This is a genomic window from Sphingomonas sp. Leaf230 (assembly GCF_001421745.1).
GTDB lineage: Bacteria > Pseudomonadota > Alphaproteobacteria > Sphingomonadales > Sphingomonadaceae > Sphingomonas.
On sequence record NZ_LMKW01000001.1, the window covers coordinates 307,926 to 327,497 of the forward strand.

A 19,572-nucleotide genomic window follows, 5' to 3' on the forward strand; every position below is an offset into this window, starting at 1 on the left:
TTATGAAGTCGCGTTAACCGCTTCTTTAAACCGACATGGCACTCCGTACGCGAATACCGGGAGTGGGAACTATGTGCGGTCTAGCGTTTGCCATGAAACAGGGATTGCCCCGATGACCACGCGCGCTCTCCTCCTCGGCGGCATCTCCGCCCTCCTGCTCGGCGGCACGATGGTCGGCTGTGCCGCGAACGGGGGCGGCATCGCCTCGGCCAGTGATCGCAACGCGGCGCTCGCGGCAAAGGGCGCGGCTGGCACTGCGGGGCAGGCGCAGGCGGCACTCGCGCGCAACGATGGTCTTATCGCGATCGGCTATGCGGAGCGTGCGGTGGCACTGATGCCGCAGCAGGCGGACTACCGGATGCTGCTCGGCCAGAGCTATCTCAAGGGCGGGCGGTTCGCCTCGGCTTCGCACGCGTTCGCCGACGCGCTGCAACTGTCGCCGACCAACGGCAGGGCGGCGCTCGACCTCGCGCTGTCGCAGATCGCGACCGGAGACTGGCAGTCGGCGCGCCACAGCCTCGAAGCAAACGCCGCGATCATCCCGGCGGTCGATCGTGGCCTTGCCCTGTCGCTCGCGGGCGATACCGCGGGCGGGATAGCGGTCCTGATCGAAGCCGCCCGTTCGCCCGCTTCCAATGCGAAGATACGCCAGAACCTCGCGCTGAGCTTCGCGCTGGCGGGACGCTGGCAGGAGGCCCGCGTGGTCGCGGCGGCAGACATGGCACCAGCAGACGTTGACGCCCGGCTCGAGCAATGGGCTTTGTTTGCGCAGCCGGCCAAGGCATCCGACCAAGTGGCGAGCCTGCTCGGCGTTCGCGCAGTGGCGGATGTAGGACAGCCAGTCGCGCTGGCGTTGAACGCGCCTTCGCTGGAGACACCGGGTGTTCCGGAACAGGCCTTGGCGGCAGCGGATCCGGTCATCGCGCCGACCGAAGCTGCGCCTGTGCAGCTCGCTTCGGTATCAGCAGCTGGCGTCTCGAGAATCGCGTTCGGACCGCGACAGGAAGTCGTCCAGGCGTTGCCGACGATGATGCTCCGTCCGGCCGGCGGCTCGATCAAGCTCGCGTCCGCGCCCGTCTCATCGGGTCGCGCCATGGCGACCGCGGCGTATCAGGTAAAGGCACCCGCGACCGGCAACTGGTACGTCCAACTCGGCGCCTTCGAGAGCGCGGGGGTCGCAAGGGACGGCTGGGCCCGCGCCGCACGCCGATTCGCGGTGCTCGCCAGTTATTCGCCGAACGGCATGACGTTCAAGGCGAAGGGCGAGGATGTCTACCGCCTCTCGGTCGGCGGGTTCAGCAAGTCGGCGGCGAATGCGATGTGCCGCCAGTATCACGCCAAGGGCGGCGCCTGTTTCGTCCGCCAAGGCGCGGGCGACGTCATGGCGCAGTGGTTGCGCAAGCCCGGCATGCAGATGGCGTCGCGGTAAGGGCCGTCTAAAGGTCTTGCTTGCCCGTTCTCAGGGTACCACCCCGGCGGAGGCCGGGGCCCAGTTGGGAAACTTCGCTAATTGAAGGCGGCCCTTCGTTGCGCCGGCCTTGCCAATTGGGCCCCGGCCTCCGCCGGGGTGGCGAGGATATGCGGCCCTTACAGAACCTCGCGCCCACCCTTCCACAACCGCAACACGCGCCCCTGAACCGGCAAGCCATCGAACGGCGTATTCCCCGCCTCTGCCAGAAACGCCTCCCCGACGATCTGCCAAGGTGCCAGCGGGTCGAACAGCATCAGGTCGGCCGGCTTGCCGACCTCCAGAGTCCCCGTATCCAGCCCCAGCACCCGCGCCGGATTGCTGGCGAGCAGCGCGAACAGCCGCTCCAGCGTCAGCAGTTCGTCACGCACCAGCATCAGCGCGAGCGGCAACAGCGTCTCCGCACCCGCCATCCCACTGCTCGAATCGGTAAACGGCAGCCGCTTCTCCTCGGGCCCCCGCGGCTCATGTCCCGAACACAGCACGTCGATCGTTCCATCGGCGATCGCATCGAGCGCCGCCCGCCGGTCGCTCTCCGCACGCAAAGGCGGCGACAGCAGCGCGAACGACCGGAAATCACTGACCGCGATCTCCGACAGATGCAGATGCGCCGGCGTGATCCCACACGTGACGGCAACGCCACGACGTTTAGCCGCCCGGATCAGGTCGAACCCGGCCGCCGTCGTAACCTGGCGAATATGGATCCGAGCCCCAGTATCCTCGGCAAGCATCAGGTCACGCGCGATCGCCAGCGCTTCGGCAACAGCCGGTGCGGCAGGCAGGCCGAGCCGCGTCGCCGTCTCGCCCTCGGTCGCAACTGCGCCTGCGGTCAGCCCGCCATCCTCGGCATGCGCGATCACCGTCACGTCGAGATCGCGCGCATAGGCGAGCACCCGCCGCATTACGCCACTATCGCCAATCCAGTGCTTGCCCGTCCCGACCGCCTTCGCACCAGCCGAAAGACAGATCGCCATCTCGGCAAGATCACGGCCTTCGAGCCCGCGCGTGGCGGCGGCGATCGGGTGGATCCAGAGGTCGGGCTTGCCGATCAACGCGGCGCGCTGGACGATACCGGGGTCGTCCAGCACCGGCGACTGGTCGGGCATCAAGCCGATCCGCACGATCCCGCCGGCACGAAACGCAGCACGATCGACCTTAGCCACGCCGAGATCGACGATCCCGGGCGCGACCGTCTTGCCGCCACAGTCGACGATGTCCGCATCGGCCGGAATATCGACGATCCCGGTCGCGACGATCACGCCGTCGCGAACCAGCAGATTGCCCTTCGACACGCCGCCGACGGGGCAGGCGAGCGTCGCGTTGGTGAGTGCGAGGATCATACCCACCCCTCCACGCCGCGCGCTCTTCGCGTCAGTACATCGAGGCAGGCCATCCGGACGGCCACCCCCATCTCGACCTGCTCGGTAATCGCCGACCGCACATGATCCGCCACCGCGGAGTCGATCTCCACACCCCGGTTCATCGGCCCAGGATGCATTACCAGCGCGTCGGGCGCCGCCTTCGCCAACCGGTCGAGCGTCAGGCCGTAGCGCATACGGTATTCGCGCGTGGAGGGCACATAAGCCCCATCCATCCGCTCGTTCTGGAGCCGGAGCATCATCACCACGTCCGCACCCTCCAGCGCCTTGTCGAAATCGGTAAACGCACGCACGCCCATCCGCTCGATCATCGGGGGCATCAGCGTCGAGGGCGCGCAAACGCGGACCTCGGCTGCAAGCGCGGTGAGCGCCAGGATGTTGGACCGCGCGACACGGCTGTGCAGCAGATCCCCGCAGATCACGACGCGCTGCCCCGCGATCGAGCCCTTCCGCCGCCGGATCGTCAGCGCATCGAGCAACGCCTGCGTCGGATGCTCGTGCCGTCCATCGCCCGCGTTCAGCACCGGACAATCGACCTTGTCCGCGATCAACCGCACCGCGCCGCTCGACATATGCCGGATCACGATCACGTCCGCGCGCATCGCGTTCAACGTCATTGCCGTATCGATCAGCGTCTCGCCCTTCTTCACGCTCGACTGCGCCGCGTGCATGTTGACGACATCCGCCCCCAGCCGCTTCCCCGCGATCTCGAACGACAGCAAAGTCCGTGTCGAATTCTCGAAAAACGCGTTGATCTGGGTAAGCCCCGCAAGCCGCTTGTCCGGCGTTGCATGAGTCCGGTTCGCCTCGACCCACGTCTCCGCCTCGTCGAGCAGGAACGCGATCTCGTGTGGCTGGAGCCCGTCGATACCGGTGAGATGCCGGTGCGGGAAGACGGCGCCGCCTTCGATGAGGGCGGCGGGGCGGTGATCTGAGGTTCGCATTAAAAGCGCGGGATAGTGTCCGCGGGGGCAGGGGGCAAGCGTCGCGCGACGCCTCGCTGCATCCGCATGGTTAACCGCATTTTAGCGCGGGCGTGGGATGGCGATGGCGAACGGGGGGAATATGCAGGACGCAGCGGCACGGACGATGGTGCGATGGTGGGAAACGCGGTGGTTCGCGCTGGCCCTTGTCCTGGCGTCCGCGGTGCCGTTGCTATGGCCGGCGCTGCCCCCGCTCGGCGACCTGCCCGGCCATATGGGGCGCTGGCATATCGCCATGGCACTGCCGACCTCGCCCGATCTCCAGCGCTATTACGCATATCACTGGGCGCTGATCCCCAACCTGGGCATGGACCTGCTCGTACCGGCGTTGTCGCACCTGTTCCCCTTCGAGGTCGCGACCAAGCTGGCGGTGATCGCGATCCCGATGCTGACCGCCACCGGACTGTTATGGGCCGCGCGCGAGGCGCATGGGCGCATACCGCCGACCGCGATGTTCGCGTTGCCGCTCGCCTATGCGTGGCCCTTCCAGTTCGGCTTCGTCAATTTCGCGCTGTCTCAGGCGCTGGCGTTCTGCGCACTGGCACTGTGGATCCGGCTAGGGCGACAGGATCGCCTGATCATACGCGCGCTGCTCTTCGTACCCATCGCATGCATAATATGGATTTCGCACAGCTTCGGCTGGGGGCTGCTGGGGCTCATAGCGGCAGGCGCGGACATCGCGCGGCTTCGCACGACCGGCCGTGGCTGGCCGGCGGCGCTCGTCGGTGCGGCGATCCAATGTCTGTCGATGACGGTCCCGCTCCTCGTCATGCTGGCGTCTATCGGGGCCGGGACGGGCGCGGCAGCGGGCGGGCTCGGTGGCGAGGGCTGGTTCGACGCACCGGTAAAGCTGGTATGGCTCGTTTCGCTGTTCCGCGACCACTGGCCATGGTTCGATCTTATCTCGCTGCTGCCGTTGATCGCCGTGCTGTATGCCGGAATGCGGAGCGCTCGCCTCGGGTTCTCGCCGCTGCTGGGCATACCCGCGCTGTTGTGTCTCGCAGCGTTCGTCGTCCTTCCGCGATTGCTGATGGGGGGCGCCTATGTCGACATGCGGATGGCACCTGCCGCAGTGATGCTGGGATTGATCGCGATCGCGCCGCGCGATTCGCGAATGGCACGCACGCTGGCCGTGATGGCCACCGCATTCCTGGTCCTGCGCCTGGCAGGCACGACGCTGAGCTTTGTCGAGCGCTCCAGCGAACAACAACGCGAACTGGCGGCTGTTGCAGCCATCCCGCACGGCGCTGCAGTACTCTCGTTAGTCGAGTTGCCCTGTGGAGGCGCGTGGGACGACCTGCGGCGCAATCACCTTCCAGCCCTCGCGATCGTCCGACGCGACGCATTCACCAACGAGCAATGGGCGATCGAAGGTCAGCAATCGCTGCACATCCGCTACCCGATCGCCGCACCCTATACCGGGGACCCGACCCAAAGCGTCTTTCCGTCGATCTGTTCGACCGCCGGCTCCAACTTCGCCAAGGCGATCGCACGGTTTCCCCGTGCCGCGTTCACGCACGTCTGGACGATCGGCTTCCCGCCAGGGGCTGCAAAGGCCGCCGACCTGCGCGTCATATGGACCGACGGCCAGTCCACCCTCTACCGGGTGGCGCGCTAGATCTGCGCCGTCACCAGCGCGTCGATCGCACCCTGGAGAATATAGGCGGCGGCCATCTTGTCGACGAGTTCGGCGCGTTTGGCGCGGCTGGCGTCCTGTTCGATCAGCGTGCGGGTGACGGCAACGGTCGACCAGCGCTCGTCCTGGAGCAGGATCGGCAGGCCCATGTCCTTGAGGTTCTGCGCGAACGCCCGCGTCGACTGCGACCGCGGGCTTTCGCTGCCATCGAGGTTGATCGGCAGGCCGATGACGAGCCCGACGACCGCCTGCGCCTTGATGATCTCGGCGAGCGCAGCCTTGTCCTTCTGGAACTTGGTACGCCGGATCAGGAGCGCGGGGCTCGCGAACGACCAGCCGGCGTCGCAAAGCGCAGTGCCGATCGTCTTGGTGCCGACGTCGAGGCCGATCAGCCGGCCGCCGTTCGGGAGAGCCTCGCGGAACTGCGCGGCGTAGAGCGTGATCATTTGAAAGCCTTCAGGCGGCGGTTGGCGTCGGCGCGGATGTTCGCCCAGAACAGGCTGTAGTCGTAGACGTGATAATTGTTACCGGGCAGCACGTACGGCCCGAGGTTCGGGCCCTCGCCGATCAGCAGGAAGCCGCGGTCGGCACAGCGTGCGGGCACGCTGCCGATCGCCATCGTCGCGGTCTTGAGGTCGGCGGACGGGACGAGCGTGCCGAGATTGGCGGTGGCGGGCGCAGTCGCGTCGGCGGTGCCGGTCAGCGGGTTGGTGCAGACCATCGGCGTGGCCTTGCGCGGCTGGCCGTTGAACCCTGTGGTCTGGTCGTACGCGTCGACGATCAGCGAGGGATCGGCGGGTTCGGCAAAGCTCTCCCATGACAGGATGCAACCCGTCTGGTCCGCGGCGCGGCATTCGGGGAGGCCCATGCGCGGCAGGTCGGTCGCGCGCGATACGGGCCAGCCGACGACATAAGCTGCGACGATCCGTGCTTTCAGCTTCGGATCGGTGGCGATGAGGTCACGGAGGAGGCGGGTGAGATGGAGCGCGCCTTGGCTATGGCCGGCGAGAATGATCGGGCGGGTCGGGCCGGCTTCCTTGAGGAAGCGGTCGAACGCGGCGGAGACGTCGCCGTATGCCAGGGCAAGCGCGCGTTCGCTGTCCGCGACGCTGGTTAGGAAGGCGCCGAACGTCGCCTGGCGGTAGCGTGGCGCCCAGATGTCACCGGCCTCGTTGAACGCGCTCGCCTGGCCGCGCAGGAAAAGTTCCGCTCGCGCATTGGTCTCGGGGTCGTCGATCGGCGCGTTCCAATGGTCGCGGTTGATGTACGAGGTCGGGTGGATGAAGAAGATCGCTGCGCCCGTGCCGCGTTCGCCAGGCGTGTAGCCAGGTGGCGTCCAGAGCGCAGGGTTGCCGGGCGCATCGGGGCGGGCGAGCCACATGATTTTTCGCGCGTAGATGTTGCGCGGGGCTTCGCGCTGCGCCTGGAAAGTCTCGCTTGGCACCATCACCGCGCGCATCAGCTGCGTGCCGAACAGGCGGTAGGCGAGCAGGGCGGCGATCGCGAGGACGATCATCGCGGCGACGAAATAGAGAAACTTGCGGGCCAAGCGGGACCTTCCGTGCAGGCAGTCCCGCTCCCGTGCCGTATGCGGGGGAAGGTTGCAACGGCTCCCTCACGATGGTCGAACTCGAACGATCCTCCCCCGCCAGGGGGAGGTGGCTGGCCCTTGCCAGACGAAGGGGGAGGTAAGGGTAACGGCCGTTCCGTGTCCTCCCCCTCCGTCGCTTCGCGCCACCTCCCCCTGGCGGGCCCCGCCGCGCCGGGTGCTAGCCGCAGCCCATGTCCGTAGATACTGCAACCGTGAAGCGGATCGCGAGCCTTGCGCGCATCGCGATCACCGACGAGGACGCCGCCCGCATGGCGCCGGAACTCGGAAACATCCTTGGCTGGATCGAGATGCTCGAAGAGGTCGATACGACCGGTATCGAGCCGATGACCGCGGTCATCCCCAACACGCTGCGGCTGCGCGATGACGTCGTCAACGCCGACCCGCTGACCGGCGGCGGAATCCGTGAGCAGGTCTTGGCCAATGCCCCGGTGGCAGAGCATGGCTTCTTCGCCGTGCCGAAGGTGATCGAATAATGAGCGAACTTACCGATCTGGGCATTGCAGGCATCCGCGACGGCGTCCGCGATGGCTCCTTCAAAGCCCGCGAAGTCGCCGATGCATTCATCGTAAAGGTGAGCCAGGCCAAGGCGTTGAACGCGTTTCTTGTCGAGACGCCCGAACACGCGATCGCCGCCGCCACTGCTGCCGACACCGCGCGCGAGGCCGGCGAGACGCTCAAGCCGCTGGCCGGCGTGCCGATCGGCATGAAGGACCTGTTCTGCACGAAGGGCGTCACGACGACCGCGGCGAGCCACATCCTCGAAGGCTTCACGCCGACCTACGAGTCGACCGTCTCGCAGAATTTGTGGGACGCGGGCGCGGGGATGCTCGGCAAGCTGAACATGGACCAGTTCGCGATGGGCTCGTCGAACGAGACGTCGGCGTTCGGTAACGTGATCTCGCCGTGGAAGCGCAACGATGGCGGTAATGCCTCGCTGGCACCAGGCGGCTCGTCGGGCGGTTCGTCGTCGGCAGTTGCCGCACGGCTCTGCCCCGGCGCGACCGGCACCGACACCGGCGGCTCGATCCGCCAGCCCGCAGCGTTCACCGGCATCAGCGGCATCAAACCGACATACGGCCGTTGCTCGCGCTGGGGGACGATCGCGTTCGCGTCGTCGCTCGACCAGGCCGGGCCGATGGCGCGCGACGTCAAGGACTGCGCGATCCTGCTCGAGGCGATGGCCGGGTTCGATGCGAAAGACGGCACCTCGTTGCAGCTCGACGTGCCAAAATGGGAAGCGGGTTTGTCCGGCAATCTCAACGGCCTGCGCGTCGGTATTCCCAAGGAATATCGCGTCGACGGGATGCCAGAGGAGATCGAGGCGCTTTGGCAGCAGGGCATCGCCTGGATGAAGGATGCCGGCGCGACGATCGTCGAGGTCTCGCTCCCGCACACCAAATACGCGCTGCCCGCTTATTACATCATCGCGCCCGCCGAAGCGTCGTCGAACCTCGCGCGCTATGACGGCGTCCGCTACGGGATCCGCGACCTGCCGACCGGTGCCGGCTTGCAGGATATGTACGCCGCAACGCGCGCGGATGGCTTCGGTCCCGAGGTGAAGCGCCGCATCATGATCGGCACCTACGTGCTGTCGGCCGGTTTCTACGACGCGTATTACACGCAGGCGCAGAAAGTCCGGACGCTTATCGCGCGCGATTTCGAACGGGCGTGGGAGACGTGCGACGTGCTGCTGACCCCGACCGCACCGTCGGCGGCGTTTGCGCTCGGCGAGAAGTCGGCGGATCCGATCGCGATGTATCTGAACGACGTCTTCACCGTGCCGTCTTCGCTTGCAGGTCTGCCGGCGATGTCGGTGCCGGGTGGCCTCGACAAGCAAGGTCTGCCGCTCGGGCTGCAGATCATCGGCAAGCCGCTCGACGAGCAAGGCGTGCTGAACGCAGGGCTCGCGATCGAACAACGCGCGGGGTTCGTCGCGCGGCCGGATGTTTGGTGGTAAATCTACTGGACTGGTTGGGCGCGATTGGGGACTTGTCCCGATTCTTGCCTGGTTTTGTTCCGGGTCGAGAAGACGACCTGCCTGCCCGGCGAAGAGTAAAGATCGAGCGGCCGGTCAAGGCAGCAGCTGAGAAAAAGCTCAGCTTGTTCCGGCGCTCAAGCGGTAGGTTGAAAGACAATGACTGAATCGAACTATCGTATCCAGGGCGAAACCGGTGAGTGGGAGGTCGTGGTCGGCCTCGAAGTGCACGCGCAGGTGACGTCGAACGCCAAGCTCTTCTCGGGCGCAGCGACCGCGTTCGGCGCGGAGCCCAACACGCAGGTGTCGCTGGTCGATGCGGCGATGCCGGGCATGCTGCCGGTGCCGAACCGCGAGTGCATCCGCCAGGCGGTCCGCACCGGGATGGCGATCGAGGCGCAGATCAATAAATGGTCGCGGTTCGACCGGAAGAACTATTTCTACGCTGATCTGCCGCAGGGCTATCAGATCAGCCAGCTCTATCATCCGATCGTCGGTGAAGGCGCGATCGACATCAGCCTCGACGAGAAGAATCCGGATGCCGCGGGCAAGCGGATCGGCGTCGAGCGCATCCATGTCGAGCAGGATGCGGGCAAGCTGATGCACGACCAGCATCCCACCCAGTCCTATGTCGACCTCAACCGGTCGGGCGTCGCGCTGATGGAGATCGTGTCGAAGCCCGATCTCGCTTCGCCAGCGGAAACAGGAGCTTACCTGCGGAAGTTGCGATCGATCCTGCGCTATGTCGGATCGTGCGACGGCAACATGGAAGAGGGCTCGATGCGCGCCGACGTCAACGTCAGCGTACGCAAGCCCGGCGACGAGCTCGGCACGCGGACCGAGACGAAGAACGTCAATTCGGTACGCTTCGTGATGGCGGTGGTCGAGCAGGAGGCCAAGCGCCAGGTCGAGGTGCTCGAGGCCGGCGGCAAGATCCAGCAGGAAACGCGGCTCTATGATCCCGATCGCAACGAGACGCGGTCGATGCGGTCGAAGGAAGACGCGCATGATTATCGCTACTTCCCCGATCCCGATCTGTTGCCGCTGGTGCTCGACGATGCGTTCCTGGCCGAGTGTCGCGCGTCGCTGCCCGAGCTGCCGGACGCGAAGCGCGCGCGGTACGAGGCGCTCGGGATTACCGCGTATCAGGCGACGGTGCTGACCGCCGAGGTCGAGGCGGCGCGGTGGTTCGATGCGTTGCTCGACGCGGGCGTGAAGCCGGCGGCGGCGGCGAACTGGACGACGTCGGAGCTGTTTGGCGCGCTCAACCGGACCGGCAAGGACATCGAAAACTCGCCGGTGTCCCCGGCACAGGCAGCGGAATTGCTGGGGCTGATCGCGGACGGCACGCTGTCGGGGAGTCTCGCCAAGCAAGTGTTCGAGGTAATGCTCGAGACCGGCGACGGCGCGGCGAAGGTGGTCGAGGATCGGGGTCTCAAGCAGACCAGCGATACCGGGGCGATCGAGGCGGTGATTGCTGAGGTGATGGCGGCGAACGCTGACAAGGTCGCGGATTATCGCGGTGGCAAGGACAAGCTGTTCGGCTTCTTCGTGGGCCAGACGATGAAGGCGATGGGGGGGAAGGCTAACCCTGCCGTGGTGAACGAGGTTCTGAAGGGGATGCTTGGGAAGTCGGTGGCTTCGTAAAGCTGCTGACTTCCTCTCTCTCTCTCTCTCTCCCTCTCTCTCCCGCACCTGCTGGTCTCCCGCCCTGCCTGTTCTCCCGCGAAGGCGGGAGTCCAGGGTAAAGAAACGCAGCGCTGCTTGATTCCTGGGCCCCGCGTTCGCGAGGGAACTAGCAGAAGTGTAGTTCGCCCGCCCTCGACAGACACCACCCCGGCGAAGGCCGGGGCCCAATTGGGGGACGGTGATAACGATGGCCAGCGCTTCGTTATTGCAACCCTTCCAATTGGGCCCCGGCCTTCGCCGGGGTGGTTGTGTACGGAGGCGGCCTTACCCGTCGACCTTCTGCGGATGATGCGGCACGAGGATTAGCGTGTTCTCCTCCACCCGCCACGACGCGAGGCGCGACAGGAAGTTCATCCCCAGCACGTTCGTCTCGCCAAACGCCGGCGACACCACCACCTGCAAATCTCGCGCAACGATCGCGCCAAGACGCAGCGAGGCGATCGTCCCCGTCTTCGCAGCGATAGACCCGTTGGCCGTCTGCAAAACGATCGGCACCACGCCAACCCGCGCCTCAACCCCGGCAGCTTCCGCAGTCTTCTGCGAAATCGCGGTAATTGTCGCGCCGCTGTCGATCAGCAGCCGTTGGCTCACCCCGTCGATCGTTGCCCGCGCCCAGAAGTGCCCATCCGGCGACATCCGGATACGGACCTCGCCGCCGACCACCTGCTGGTCCTCGATCTTCAGGAACCGCGCGATCTTGCCGACATAGGGATCGAACTGGCGCCGCTGGTCGACCGCGATGAACAGCAGTCCGACGAGGACAAGCGTCATCGCTAGATTGACGAGCGTGCGAATGATGGGGATGCGCTGCGCTACGATCAGCAGCAATACGGCGAGCCCGAGCGCGATATAGACGCTCTGGTGCTCGGCGAAGGTGGGTATCGTGGGGATTATCGGGTCCTGATTGGCGGAGGTGGCACCATAAAGATAGCCATCCCCGCCTGTATGGTTGCTGACGCAAGCTTACTGCGCGTCGTTGTCCTGGTTCTTCACGACGCCACCGGTACCACCGACGCCATCGGGCATGCCGGTATCCGTGAACGTCTCGGGCTCGTCGCCGCCTTCGCCACGCTCGACCGCGTCGGAGCGCGACTCTACCGCCTGTTCGATGTCGCTGCGGGTGTCCTCGTCACGATCCTCGGGGAGCGTTTCGGGGTTCGTGCCGGAATGCGTATCGCTCATGCTCAAAACTCCGGCTGGACGGGTGCGGGATCGTTCGACGGCGTTCCAGGGGCAGGCACGTCGATGTCGGGCGCGGGCGGATTGAACTCCGGCGGCGGCGCGGTCGGCTCGACGGGCGACGTCGGGGTCGGGAATTCTGCCGGGGGTTGGGTGGCCATGATGTCTCTCCTTCGAGGTGTTCAACGCCCGTAATCACCGGGAGTTGCCTATCTGCTTGCCCCCGCATGCAACGTTGGTATAGACGCGCCCGCTACGGCGATGTCCTGTGCGGGCGTGGCGGAACTGGTAGACGCGCTTGGTTTAGGTCCAAGTATCGCAAGATGTGGGGGTTCGAGTCCCTTCGCCCGCACCAGCCCGCCGCGCAGGCGAGGCGACCGCCCGAAGAATTATCCTGAATGCTCTTTTAGACAAAGGCCGGACATGCAGACTGTCGAGACGTTGAACGAGGGCCTCAAGCGCGCCTTTACGCTCACCATCACCGCGAAGGATATCGATGCCAAGGTCGATGTCGAGCTGAAGCGCCTCGCGCCGCAGATGAAGATGCCGGGCTTCCGTCCGGGCAAGGTGCCGGCGAACCTCATCCGCAAGATGCACGGCCCGGCGCTGACCCAGGACGCGCTGAACGCGGCGATCCAGGAGGGCGTCCAGACGCTCGTCGCCGAGAAGCAGCTTCGCCCCGCGATGCAGCCTTCGGTCGAGCTGGAAGACGGCTATGACCTCGGCAAGGACGCCGTGGTCAAGGTCGAGATGGAGGTCCTCCCGCAGGTCCCCGCACCCGCGATCGACGGCATCAAGCTCGAGCGCCTGACCGTGCCGGTCGCCGACGACGCGGTCACCGAGCAGCTCCAGAAGTTCGCCGACCAGCAGAAGAAGTGGGACGACGCGGCTGACGATTACGTCGCGGCAATGGGCGATCTCGTCACCGTCGATTTCGTCGGCAAGACCGCCGACGGCGTCGCGTTCGAGGGTGGCACCGGCACCGACATGGGCGTCGAGCTCGGTTCGGGTCGTCTCATCCCAGGCTTCGAGGATCAGCTCGTCGGCTTGAAGACCGGCGACGACAAGGTCCTCAACGTGACCTTCCCCGAGGAGTATCAGGAGAAGTCGCTCGCCGGTCAGCCCGCGACGTTCGACATCACCGTCAAGTCGGTGAAGACCGCGGGCGAGAGCAAGATCGACGAGGATCTGGCCAAGTCGCTCGGTCTCGAGAGCCTCGAGCAGCTCACCGGCTTGCTCAAGGGTCAGATCGAGCAGGAGCATAACGGTCTCACGCGCACGCACATGAAGCGCAAGCTGCTCGATCAGCTCGCCGAGGGTCACGACTTCGAGGTTCCGCCGTCGATGGTCGAAGCCGAGTTCAACCAGATCTGGTCGCAGCTCCAGCACGAAGCCACGCACGAGGCCGACCCCGAGGCTGCGATGGCCGAGATGGAAGGCGAGCGCGACGATTACCGCAAGATCGCCGAGCGTCGCGTGCGTCTGGGCCTGCTCCTGTCCGAAATCGGCCAGGCGAACGGCGTCGAGGTTTCGAACCAGGAAATGCAGCGTCTGCTGGCACAGGCGGCACAGCAGTATCCGGCCGAGCAGCGCCAGCAGTTCATGCAGTACATCCAGCAGGAGCCGATGGCAGCCGCCCAGCTGCGTGCGCCGCTGTACGAGGATAAGGTCGTCGATTTCCTGTTCGAGAAGGCCGAGATCACCGACCGCGAGACGACGCGGGAGGAGCTGGAAGCAGCGATCGAGAGCGAGGACGGTTTCGCGAGCGGCACGCACGTCCACAACCATGACGATCATGACCATGAGGGTCATGACCACAAGCCGAAGAAGAAGGCTGCCGCCAAGAAGAAGGCAGCACCGGCCGACGACGCGGCTGCTTCGGACGACGCCGTGACGGAAGAAGCGCCTGCTTCGGACGCGACGGAAGAGGCCAAGCCTGCGAAGAAGGCACCTGCCAAGAAGAAGGCGGCTCCTGTCGAAGCCGAGACGGCCGTGACGGAATCGTCGCCGGTTGCTGCGGAAAACGCGGAAGGCACCGAGGCTGCCGACGCACCGGCGAAGAAGCCGCGCGCGAAGAAGGCCGCGACCAAGACCGAGGCGTAACGCACCTTCGGGCGCCTCAGTAATTGAGGCGCTCCACCCCACCGGGTCACCTCCCCGGCGGAGGCCGGGGCCCAATTGGAAAGGTAGCTGTAACGGCGCGCAATGCTTCGTTATGGACCTTTCCCAATTGGGCCCCGGCCTCCGCCGGGGAAGTGCGTTTTCAGGGTGGTTCGGTGGCCGATAATACCGTTTTAAACTTCGCTGGGCAGGGCAGGCCATGACCGAACCGAGAATCGCCGTCCTGCTCCCGTGCTACAACGAGGAAGCCGCGATCGTGCAGACGATCGCCGGCTTCCGCGACGCGCTGCCCGGCGCCACCATCTACGTCTACGACAACAACAGCGCCGACCGCACGATCGAGGTCGCGCGCGCCGCCGGCGCCATCGTCCGAACCGAGCGCATCCAGGGCAAGGGCGCGGTCGTCCGCCGCATGTTCGCCGACATCGACGCCGATATCTACGTCATGGCCGACGGCGACGCGACCTACGACGCAGCCTCCGCGCCCGCGCTAGTGAAGCGCGTATTCGACGAGCAACTCGACATGGTCGTCGGCTCGCGCATCAGCCAGGTCCAGGAAAGCTACCGCCGCGGCCACCGGTTCGGCAACGCGCTCCTCACCGGCATGCTCGCCCGCCTGTTCGGCCGGAGCTTCACCGACATCCTGTCCGGCTACCGGGTCTTTTCGCGCCGGTTCGTGAAGAGCTTCCCGTCGCTTTCGGCCGGGTTCGAGATCGAGACCGAGATCAGCGTCCACGCGCTCGAACTCAAGATGCCGATCGGCGAGGTGGAGACACCCTATTACGCGCGTCCCGAAGGCTCCGAATCGAAGCTCAGCACCTACGGCGACGGCTGGCGCATCCTCCGCACGATCATGACGCTCTACCGGATCGAGCGCCCGCTCTGGTTCTTCGGCGCGATCGGCAGCGTGTTCGGCCTGCTCGCGCTGATCCTCGGCATCCCGCTGGTGCTGACGTACATCGAGATCCACCAGGTCCCGCGCTTCCCGACCGCGATCCTGATCACCGGCCTCGGCATCTTCGCCGCGCTCAACGTCTTCACCGGCCTGATCCTGGACACGGTCGTTCGCGGCCGTCGCGAAGTCCGCCGCCTCGCTTACCTCGCATACCCCGCCCCAGGCATCTGACTCTCGGTTCTTGTTATCCTCCCCCGCTAGGGGGAGGTGGCTGGCCCTTGCCAGACGGAGGGGGAGGCGGCGATACCCACGGTTTCGTGTCCTCCCCCTCCGTCGCCTTCGGCGCCACCTCCCCCTGGCGGGGGAGGATCGTTCCAGCCTCTCTAGCCACCTAGTGCGAGGGCAGGCAGGGCTTGAACTCCCCTCTCGGACCGCCGATGTTAGCGGTTCACTGGGGCATAAGAGAGATTTCCATGCACAATCCGTTCGAGACCGGCGATTTCGCGAGCCCGTTGGCCAGCGCCGGGCTCGGCCTGCAGCAGACGCACGCAGGCCTGGTTCCCATCGTCATCGAGCAGTCGAACCGCGGCGAGCGTTCGTTCGACATCTTCTCGCGCCTGCTCCGCGAGCGCATCATCTTCGTGACCGGCGGCGTCGAGGACGGCATGGCCTCGCTGATCACCGCACAGCTGCTCTTCCTCGAGTCCGAGAACCCGAAGAAGGACATCTTCATGTACATCAACTCGCCGGGCGGTGTCGTGACGGCGGGCATGGCGATCCACGATACGATGCGGTACATCCGTCCGCGCGTCGGCACCGTCTGCATCGGCCAGGCCGCGTCGATGGGCAGCTTCCTGCTCGCGAGCGGCGAGCCCGGCATGCGCGTCGCGATGACCAACGCACGCATCATGATCCATCAGCCATCGGGTGGTGCACAGGGCATGGCCAGCGACATCGAGATCCAGGCACGCGAGATCCTGCGTATTCGCAAGCGCATGAACGAACTGTATTCGCAGTATACCGGCCAGCCGATCGAAGAGATCGAGCGCCGGATGGACCGCGATACGTTCCTCGAAGCGAACGAAGCAAAGGATTTCGGTCTGATCGACGAGGTGTTCGACAAGCGTCCGGCGGTATCCGAGGATGCCCCAAAGCCTGCCTGATACTCGCTTGAACGACGCTGGCATGGGGTGAATCGTAAACCCCGCCGGTTTATTTGATTGTAGGAACTCCGGGGTGCGTTACGGTAGCGGCCCCGGAAACGGCACGTGCACCGACATGCGCGAGAGGTGATTGAATGACGAAGCTGAGCGGTGGCGACTCGAAGAGCACCCTCTATTGCTCGTTCTGCGGGAAGTCGCAGCACGAGGTCCGCAAGTTGATCGCCGGGCCGACGGTCTTCATCTGCGACGAGTGCGTCGAGCTATGCAACGACATCATCCGTGAGGAGACGAAGTCTGCGCTGGTGTCCAAGAAGGACGGCGGCGTGCCGACTCCGCAGGAGATCTGCGACGTCCTCGACGATTACGTAATCGGCCAGAAGCGCGCCAAGCGCGTGCTGTCGGTGGCGGTGCATAATCACTACAAGCGGCTAAACCACGGCGCCAAGGGTGCCGATGTGGAGCTGTCCAAGTCGAACATCCTGCTCGTCGGGCCGACCGGTTGCGGCAAGACTCTGCTCGCGCAGACGCTTGCCCGCATTCTCGACGTGCCGTTCACGATGGCCGATGCGACGACGCTGACCGAAGCCGGTTACGTCGGCGAGGACGTCGAGAACATCATCCTCAAGCTGCTCCAGGCGTCGGACTATAACGTCGAGCGGGCGCAGCGCGGGATCGTCTATATCGACGAGATCGACAAGATTTCGCGCAAGGCCGAGAACCCCTCGATCACCCGCGACGTGTCGGGCGAGGGCGTGCAGCAGGCGTTGCTCAAGCTGATGGAAGGCACCACTGCGTCGGTGCCGCCACAGGGTGGGCGTAAGCATCCGCAGCAGGAATTCCTGCAGGTAGATACGACGAATATCCTGTTCATCTGCGGCGGTGCGTTCTCGGGTCTCGAGAAGATCATCGGCGATCGCCTTCAGGGCAAGTCGATCGGTTTCGGCGCGTATGTCGCCGGGCCGGACGAGCGCAAGACGGGCGAGACGCTGAAGTCAGTCGAGCCCGAGGATCTGCTGAAGTTCGGGCTTATCCCCGAGTTCGTCGGCCGTCTGCCGGTAATTGCGACGCTCGAGGATCTCGATGTCGACGCGCTGGTGAAGATCCTGAAGGAGCCGAAGAACGCGCTGGTCAAGCAGTACCAGAAGCTCTTCGAGATGGAGGACGTCGCGCTCGGCTTCACCGACGACGCGCTGGTCTCGGTCGCCAAGAAGGGCATCGAACGCAAGACCGGTGCCCGCGGGCTTCGCTCGATCCTGGAGAGCATCCTGCTCGACACGATGTTCGACCTGCCCGGCATGGATGGTGTCGACGAGGTGATGATCGACAAGGACGTGATCGAAGGCCGCAAGGAACCGATCCGCGTCTATGCCGAGAAGAAGAAGACTGGCGACGCTGCGTAGGGCGGGACTGGTTTGAGATACGGGAGAGGGCGTCGAGCGATCGGCGCCCTTTGTCGTTTGGGGCATACGCGCCCGAAAACCCCCGTCCGTCATCCTGACGAAAGTCAGGATCCAGAGCCACGAAGACCAGCCCGCCGTAACCCCGGATCCTGACTTTCGTCAGGACGACAGGCGGGCATCGGCCGGGCGGAGGTCACTTTGATCCTCCCCAGCAACGGGAGGTGGCAGCGCAGGGCGCTGACGGAGGGGTGACCCGCTCTCGATAGGTCATCACCCGTCCGTCGCTTCGCGCCACCTCCCCTTACAAGGGGAGGTCAAAGGCTTCGAACCTGGTCGATCGCTCCGTCGCTACCCATCGTCTTAGGCAGAGCGACGGCGGCCCTTTAGCTACACCTGCAAAATCAAAAGCCGAACTCGCTCCAGATCTTTCGGACGCCCGAACAGCCTGAGCATCTCCACCAATTCCCCTCGGTCGGGCACATAAACCACACGTCCATCCACCAGTGCAGGAACGCGCGTCAGAGGCCGCACTTCTGTCCACCCCAAGTCCGTCACGACATGAAAATCAGCCATGATCTCGACGACCAACGGCGGAATCGTCCACCGCCCGAACAGCGTCGACCGGAACGTCGCACTCGCGCCATCCTTGATCGGCACGACGCCGAGCGTGTCTATCAGTCGCCGAGCATCCCCCACGCTGACCAACACATCGACATCGCCGACCTCGATCGGCGTCACGCCATGAAGCGCCACCGCCGCGCTGGAAATGACCCACCACGGGTCCTGCGCCCCCTCCAAGGCGTCGGCGGTCATGACGAGCGTCTGGCGAAGATCGGCGGACAGCATCGCCGCAACCTAGCCGATCCTTACCGCTCCGCAATCGCCCCGACTCGGACCCTTATCGGCCCTCACGCATTCGTTGACCAAGTGGAACGAGGGAGCATGCATGACGATCGAAGTGGCCGACCGACCGAGTGAAGAAATCGTGGAGACGATGCCCGACCGCCTCGCGCTCCCGATCTGGACGCTGATCGCGCCGGGCCTGGGGCTACTCGCCGTCCTCGTCGGCCTCGCCAAGATGGGCACGCTCGGCACCGCGGCGGCCGTCATCGTCCTGATCGGGAGCGTCCTTGCCGCGGTCCATCACGCAGAAGTGATCGCGCACAAGGTCGGCGAGCCGTTCGGTACGCTCGTCCTAGCGATCGCGGTCACCGTGATCGAGGTTTCGCTGATCGTCTCGCTGATGCTCTCCAACGCCGGCGACGCGACCACGCTCGCGCGCGACACGGTGTTCGCGGCAATCATGATCATCCTCAATTTCATCATCGGCATCTGCCTGCTCGCGGGCGCGGTGCGGCATCATGAGCAGCGGTTCACGTTGAAGGGCATGACCGCGGCGCTAGGCGTGCTCGCGGCGATGGCGGTGCTGTCGCTGATCCTGCCCAACTATACGTCGTCGACACAGGGCCCGACCTACGCGGCATCGCAATTGATGTTCGTCGCGGTCGTGTCGCTGATCCTCTACGGTACGTTCGTGCTGGTGCAGACGGTACGCCACCGCGATTATTTCCTGCCGTCGACCGACGACAAGGACGATCACGCTGCGCCGCCATCGGGCCGCGCCACGGGTATCGCCTTCGCCGCGTTGCTGGTCGCGCTGGTGTCGGTGGTGCTGCTTGCGAAGACGCTGTCGCCGACGATCGAGGCCGCGGTGCTCGGTGCCGGCCTGCCGCTGACCGTGGTCGGCGTGGTGATCGCCGCGCTGGTGCTCGCGCCTGAAAGCTTGGCTGCCTACAAGTCGGCGCGGCGCAACCGGTTGCAGACCAGCCTCAACCTTGCGCTCGGCTCCGCGCTGGCGACGATCGGGCTGACGATCCCGAGCGTGGCGATCGTGTCGCTGGTGCTCGACCTGCCGATCGCGCTCGGCATCGATGCGAAGAGCATGACGCTGTTGGCTCTATCATTGTTCGTGGCGACGCTGTCGCTCGGCACAGGGCGGACGACGGTGTTGCAGGGCGTCGTCCACCTCGTGATCTTCGCTGCCTATCTGTTCACGACGGTGGTGCCGTAAA

General features: G+C 65.4%; 18 protein-coding genes and 1 tRNA gene. 11 read left to right on the forward strand and 8 right to left on the reverse strand.

Annotated features, from left to right (window positions below; genetic code table 11):
* Positions 1-112 precede the first annotated feature (112 nt).
* On the forward strand, positions 113-1,429 hold the full coding sequence (locus ASE82_RS01420; RefSeq protein ID WP_056057938.1) for a tetratricopeptide repeat protein: 1,317 nt from the start codon (positions 113-115) through the stop codon (positions 1,427-1,429).
* 158 nt (positions 1,430-1,587) lie between these two features.
* On the opposite strand, the gene ASE82_RS01425 is transcribed toward ASE82_RS01420, so the two are convergent.
* Both ASE82_RS01425 and ASE82_RS01430 read right to left on the reverse strand, forming a co-directional pair.
* On the reverse strand, positions 1,588-2,808 hold the full coding sequence (locus ASE82_RS01425) for a dihydroorotase (protein WP_056057940.1): 1,221 nt from the start codon (positions 2,806-2,808) through the stop codon (positions 1,588-1,590).
* Positions 2,805-3,791, reverse strand: coding sequence for an aspartate carbamoyltransferase catalytic subunit (locus ASE82_RS01430; RefSeq protein WP_056057943.1), 987 nt, complete (start codon positions 3,789-3,791; stop codon positions 2,805-2,807). Before ASE82_RS01430 ends, ASE82_RS01425 begins: the two co-directional genes overlap by 4 nt.
* Before the next feature lie 121 nt (positions 3,792-3,912).
* On the opposite strand from ASE82_RS01430, the gene ASE82_RS01435 reads away from it, so the two are divergent.
* Positions 3,913-5,448: a hypothetical protein gene (locus ASE82_RS01435; protein WP_156348722.1), complete on the forward strand. Its 1,536-nt coding sequence runs from the start codon at positions 3,913-3,915 to the stop codon at positions 5,446-5,448.
* Here ASE82_RS01435 and ruvX read toward each other — a convergent pair.
* The gene (ruvX, locus tag ASE82_RS01440) at positions 5,445-5,912 is read right to left on the reverse strand and encodes a Holliday junction resolvase RuvX (protein ID WP_056057946.1); all 468 of its coding nucleotides are present in this window, start codon (positions 5,910-5,912) and stop codon (positions 5,445-5,447) included. The two genes, ASE82_RS01435 and ruvX, sit on opposite strands and share 4 nt — an antisense overlap.
* Positions 5,909-7,015, reverse strand: coding sequence for a DUF3089 domain-containing protein (locus tag ASE82_RS01445; RefSeq protein WP_056057948.1), 1,107 nt, complete (start codon positions 7,013-7,015; stop codon positions 5,909-5,911). The genes ruvX and ASE82_RS01445 overlap by 4 nt, the downstream gene beginning before the upstream one ends.
* A 233-nt stretch (positions 7,016-7,248) precedes the next feature.
* On the opposite strand from ASE82_RS01445, the gene gatC reads away from it, so the two are divergent.
* The 3 genes from gatC (at position 7,249) to gatB (ending at position 10,700) form a co-directional block, all read left to right on the forward strand.
* Complete coding sequence (gene gatC, locus ASE82_RS01450) at positions 7,249-7,551, forward strand: Asp-tRNA(Asn)/Glu-tRNA(Gln) amidotransferase subunit GatC (RefSeq protein ID WP_056048145.1); 303 nt, start codon at positions 7,249-7,251, stop codon at positions 7,549-7,551.
* Entirely contained in the window at positions 7,551-9,035 is a 1,485-nt protein-coding gene (gene gatA / locus ASE82_RS01455) for an Asp-tRNA(Asn)/Glu-tRNA(Gln) amidotransferase subunit GatA (protein WP_056057953.1), read from the forward strand. Before gatC ends, gatA begins: the two co-directional genes overlap by 1 nt.
* Positions 9,036-9,212: 177 nt before the next feature.
* On the forward strand, positions 9,213-10,700 hold the full coding sequence (gatB, locus tag ASE82_RS01460; protein ID WP_056057957.1) for an Asp-tRNA(Asn)/Glu-tRNA(Gln) amidotransferase subunit GatB: 1,488 nt from the start codon (positions 9,213-9,215) through the stop codon (positions 10,698-10,700).
* 306 nt (positions 10,701-11,006) lie between these two features.
* Here gatB and ASE82_RS01465 read toward each other — a convergent pair whose 3' ends face one another.
* The 3 genes from ASE82_RS01465 to ASE82_RS19760 all read right to left on the reverse strand — a co-directional run bounded on the left by ASE82_RS01465 (position 11,007) and on the right by ASE82_RS19760 (position 12,082).
* Complete coding sequence (locus ASE82_RS01465; protein ID WP_235524367.1) at positions 11,007-11,570, reverse strand: retropepsin-like aspartic protease family protein; 564 nt, start codon at positions 11,568-11,570, stop codon at positions 11,007-11,009.
* Between the two features lie 135 nt (positions 11,571-11,705).
* A complete protein-coding gene (locus tag ASE82_RS01470) occupies positions 11,706-11,924 on the reverse strand; it encodes a hypothetical protein (RefSeq protein ID WP_056057964.1) in 219 nt (72 codons plus the stop codon).
* Positions 11,925-11,926: 2 nt separating this feature from the next.
* Positions 11,927-12,082 carry a hypothetical protein gene (locus tag ASE82_RS19760; RefSeq protein ID WP_168371595.1) on the reverse strand — a complete coding sequence of 52 codons (156 nt, stop codon included), beginning with the start codon at positions 12,080-12,082 and terminating at the stop codon, positions 11,927-11,929.
* A 109-nt stretch (positions 12,083-12,191) separates the two neighbouring features.
* Between ASE82_RS19760 and ASE82_RS01475 the strand changes: the two genes are divergently transcribed.
* The 5 genes from ASE82_RS01475 to clpX all read left to right on the forward strand — a co-directional run bounded on the left by ASE82_RS01475 (position 12,192) and on the right by clpX (position 17,500).
* Positions 12,192-12,276 (forward strand) — tRNA-Leu (locus tag ASE82_RS01475).
* A gap of 68 nt (positions 12,277-12,344) precedes the next feature.
* Entirely contained in the window at positions 12,345-14,024 is a 1,680-nt protein-coding gene (gene tig / locus ASE82_RS01480; protein ID WP_056057967.1) for a trigger factor, read from the forward strand.
* A 217-nt stretch (positions 14,025-14,241) separates the two neighbouring features.
* Complete coding sequence (locus tag ASE82_RS01485; RefSeq protein ID WP_056057971.1) at positions 14,242-15,168, forward strand: glycosyltransferase family 2 protein; 927 nt, start codon at positions 14,242-14,244, stop codon at positions 15,166-15,168.
* A 242-nt stretch (positions 15,169-15,410) separates the two neighbouring features.
* Positions 15,411-16,100 (forward strand): ATP-dependent Clp protease proteolytic subunit, encoded by a 690-nt coding sequence (locus ASE82_RS01490; RefSeq protein ID WP_056057974.1) that lies wholly within the window; start codon positions 15,411-15,413, stop codon positions 16,098-16,100.
* A gap of 134 nt (positions 16,101-16,234) precedes the next feature.
* Positions 16,235-17,500: an ATP-dependent Clp protease ATP-binding subunit ClpX gene (gene clpX, locus ASE82_RS01495; protein WP_056048170.1), complete on the forward strand. Its 1,266-nt coding sequence runs from the start codon at positions 16,235-16,237 to the stop codon at positions 17,498-17,500.
* Positions 17,501-17,887: 387 nt separating this feature from the next.
* Here clpX and ASE82_RS01500 read toward each other — a convergent pair whose 3' ends face one another.
* Positions 17,888-18,346: a hypothetical protein gene (locus ASE82_RS01500; RefSeq protein WP_056057980.1), complete on the reverse strand. Its 459-nt coding sequence runs from the start codon at positions 18,344-18,346 to the stop codon at positions 17,888-17,890.
* A gap of 100 nt (positions 18,347-18,446) precedes the next feature.
* Between ASE82_RS01500 and ASE82_RS01505 the strand changes: the two genes are divergently transcribed.
* Entirely contained in the window at positions 18,447-19,571 is a 1,125-nt protein-coding gene (locus tag ASE82_RS01505) for a calcium:proton antiporter (RefSeq protein WP_056057982.1), read from the forward strand.
* Position 19,572 lies beyond the last annotated feature (1 nt).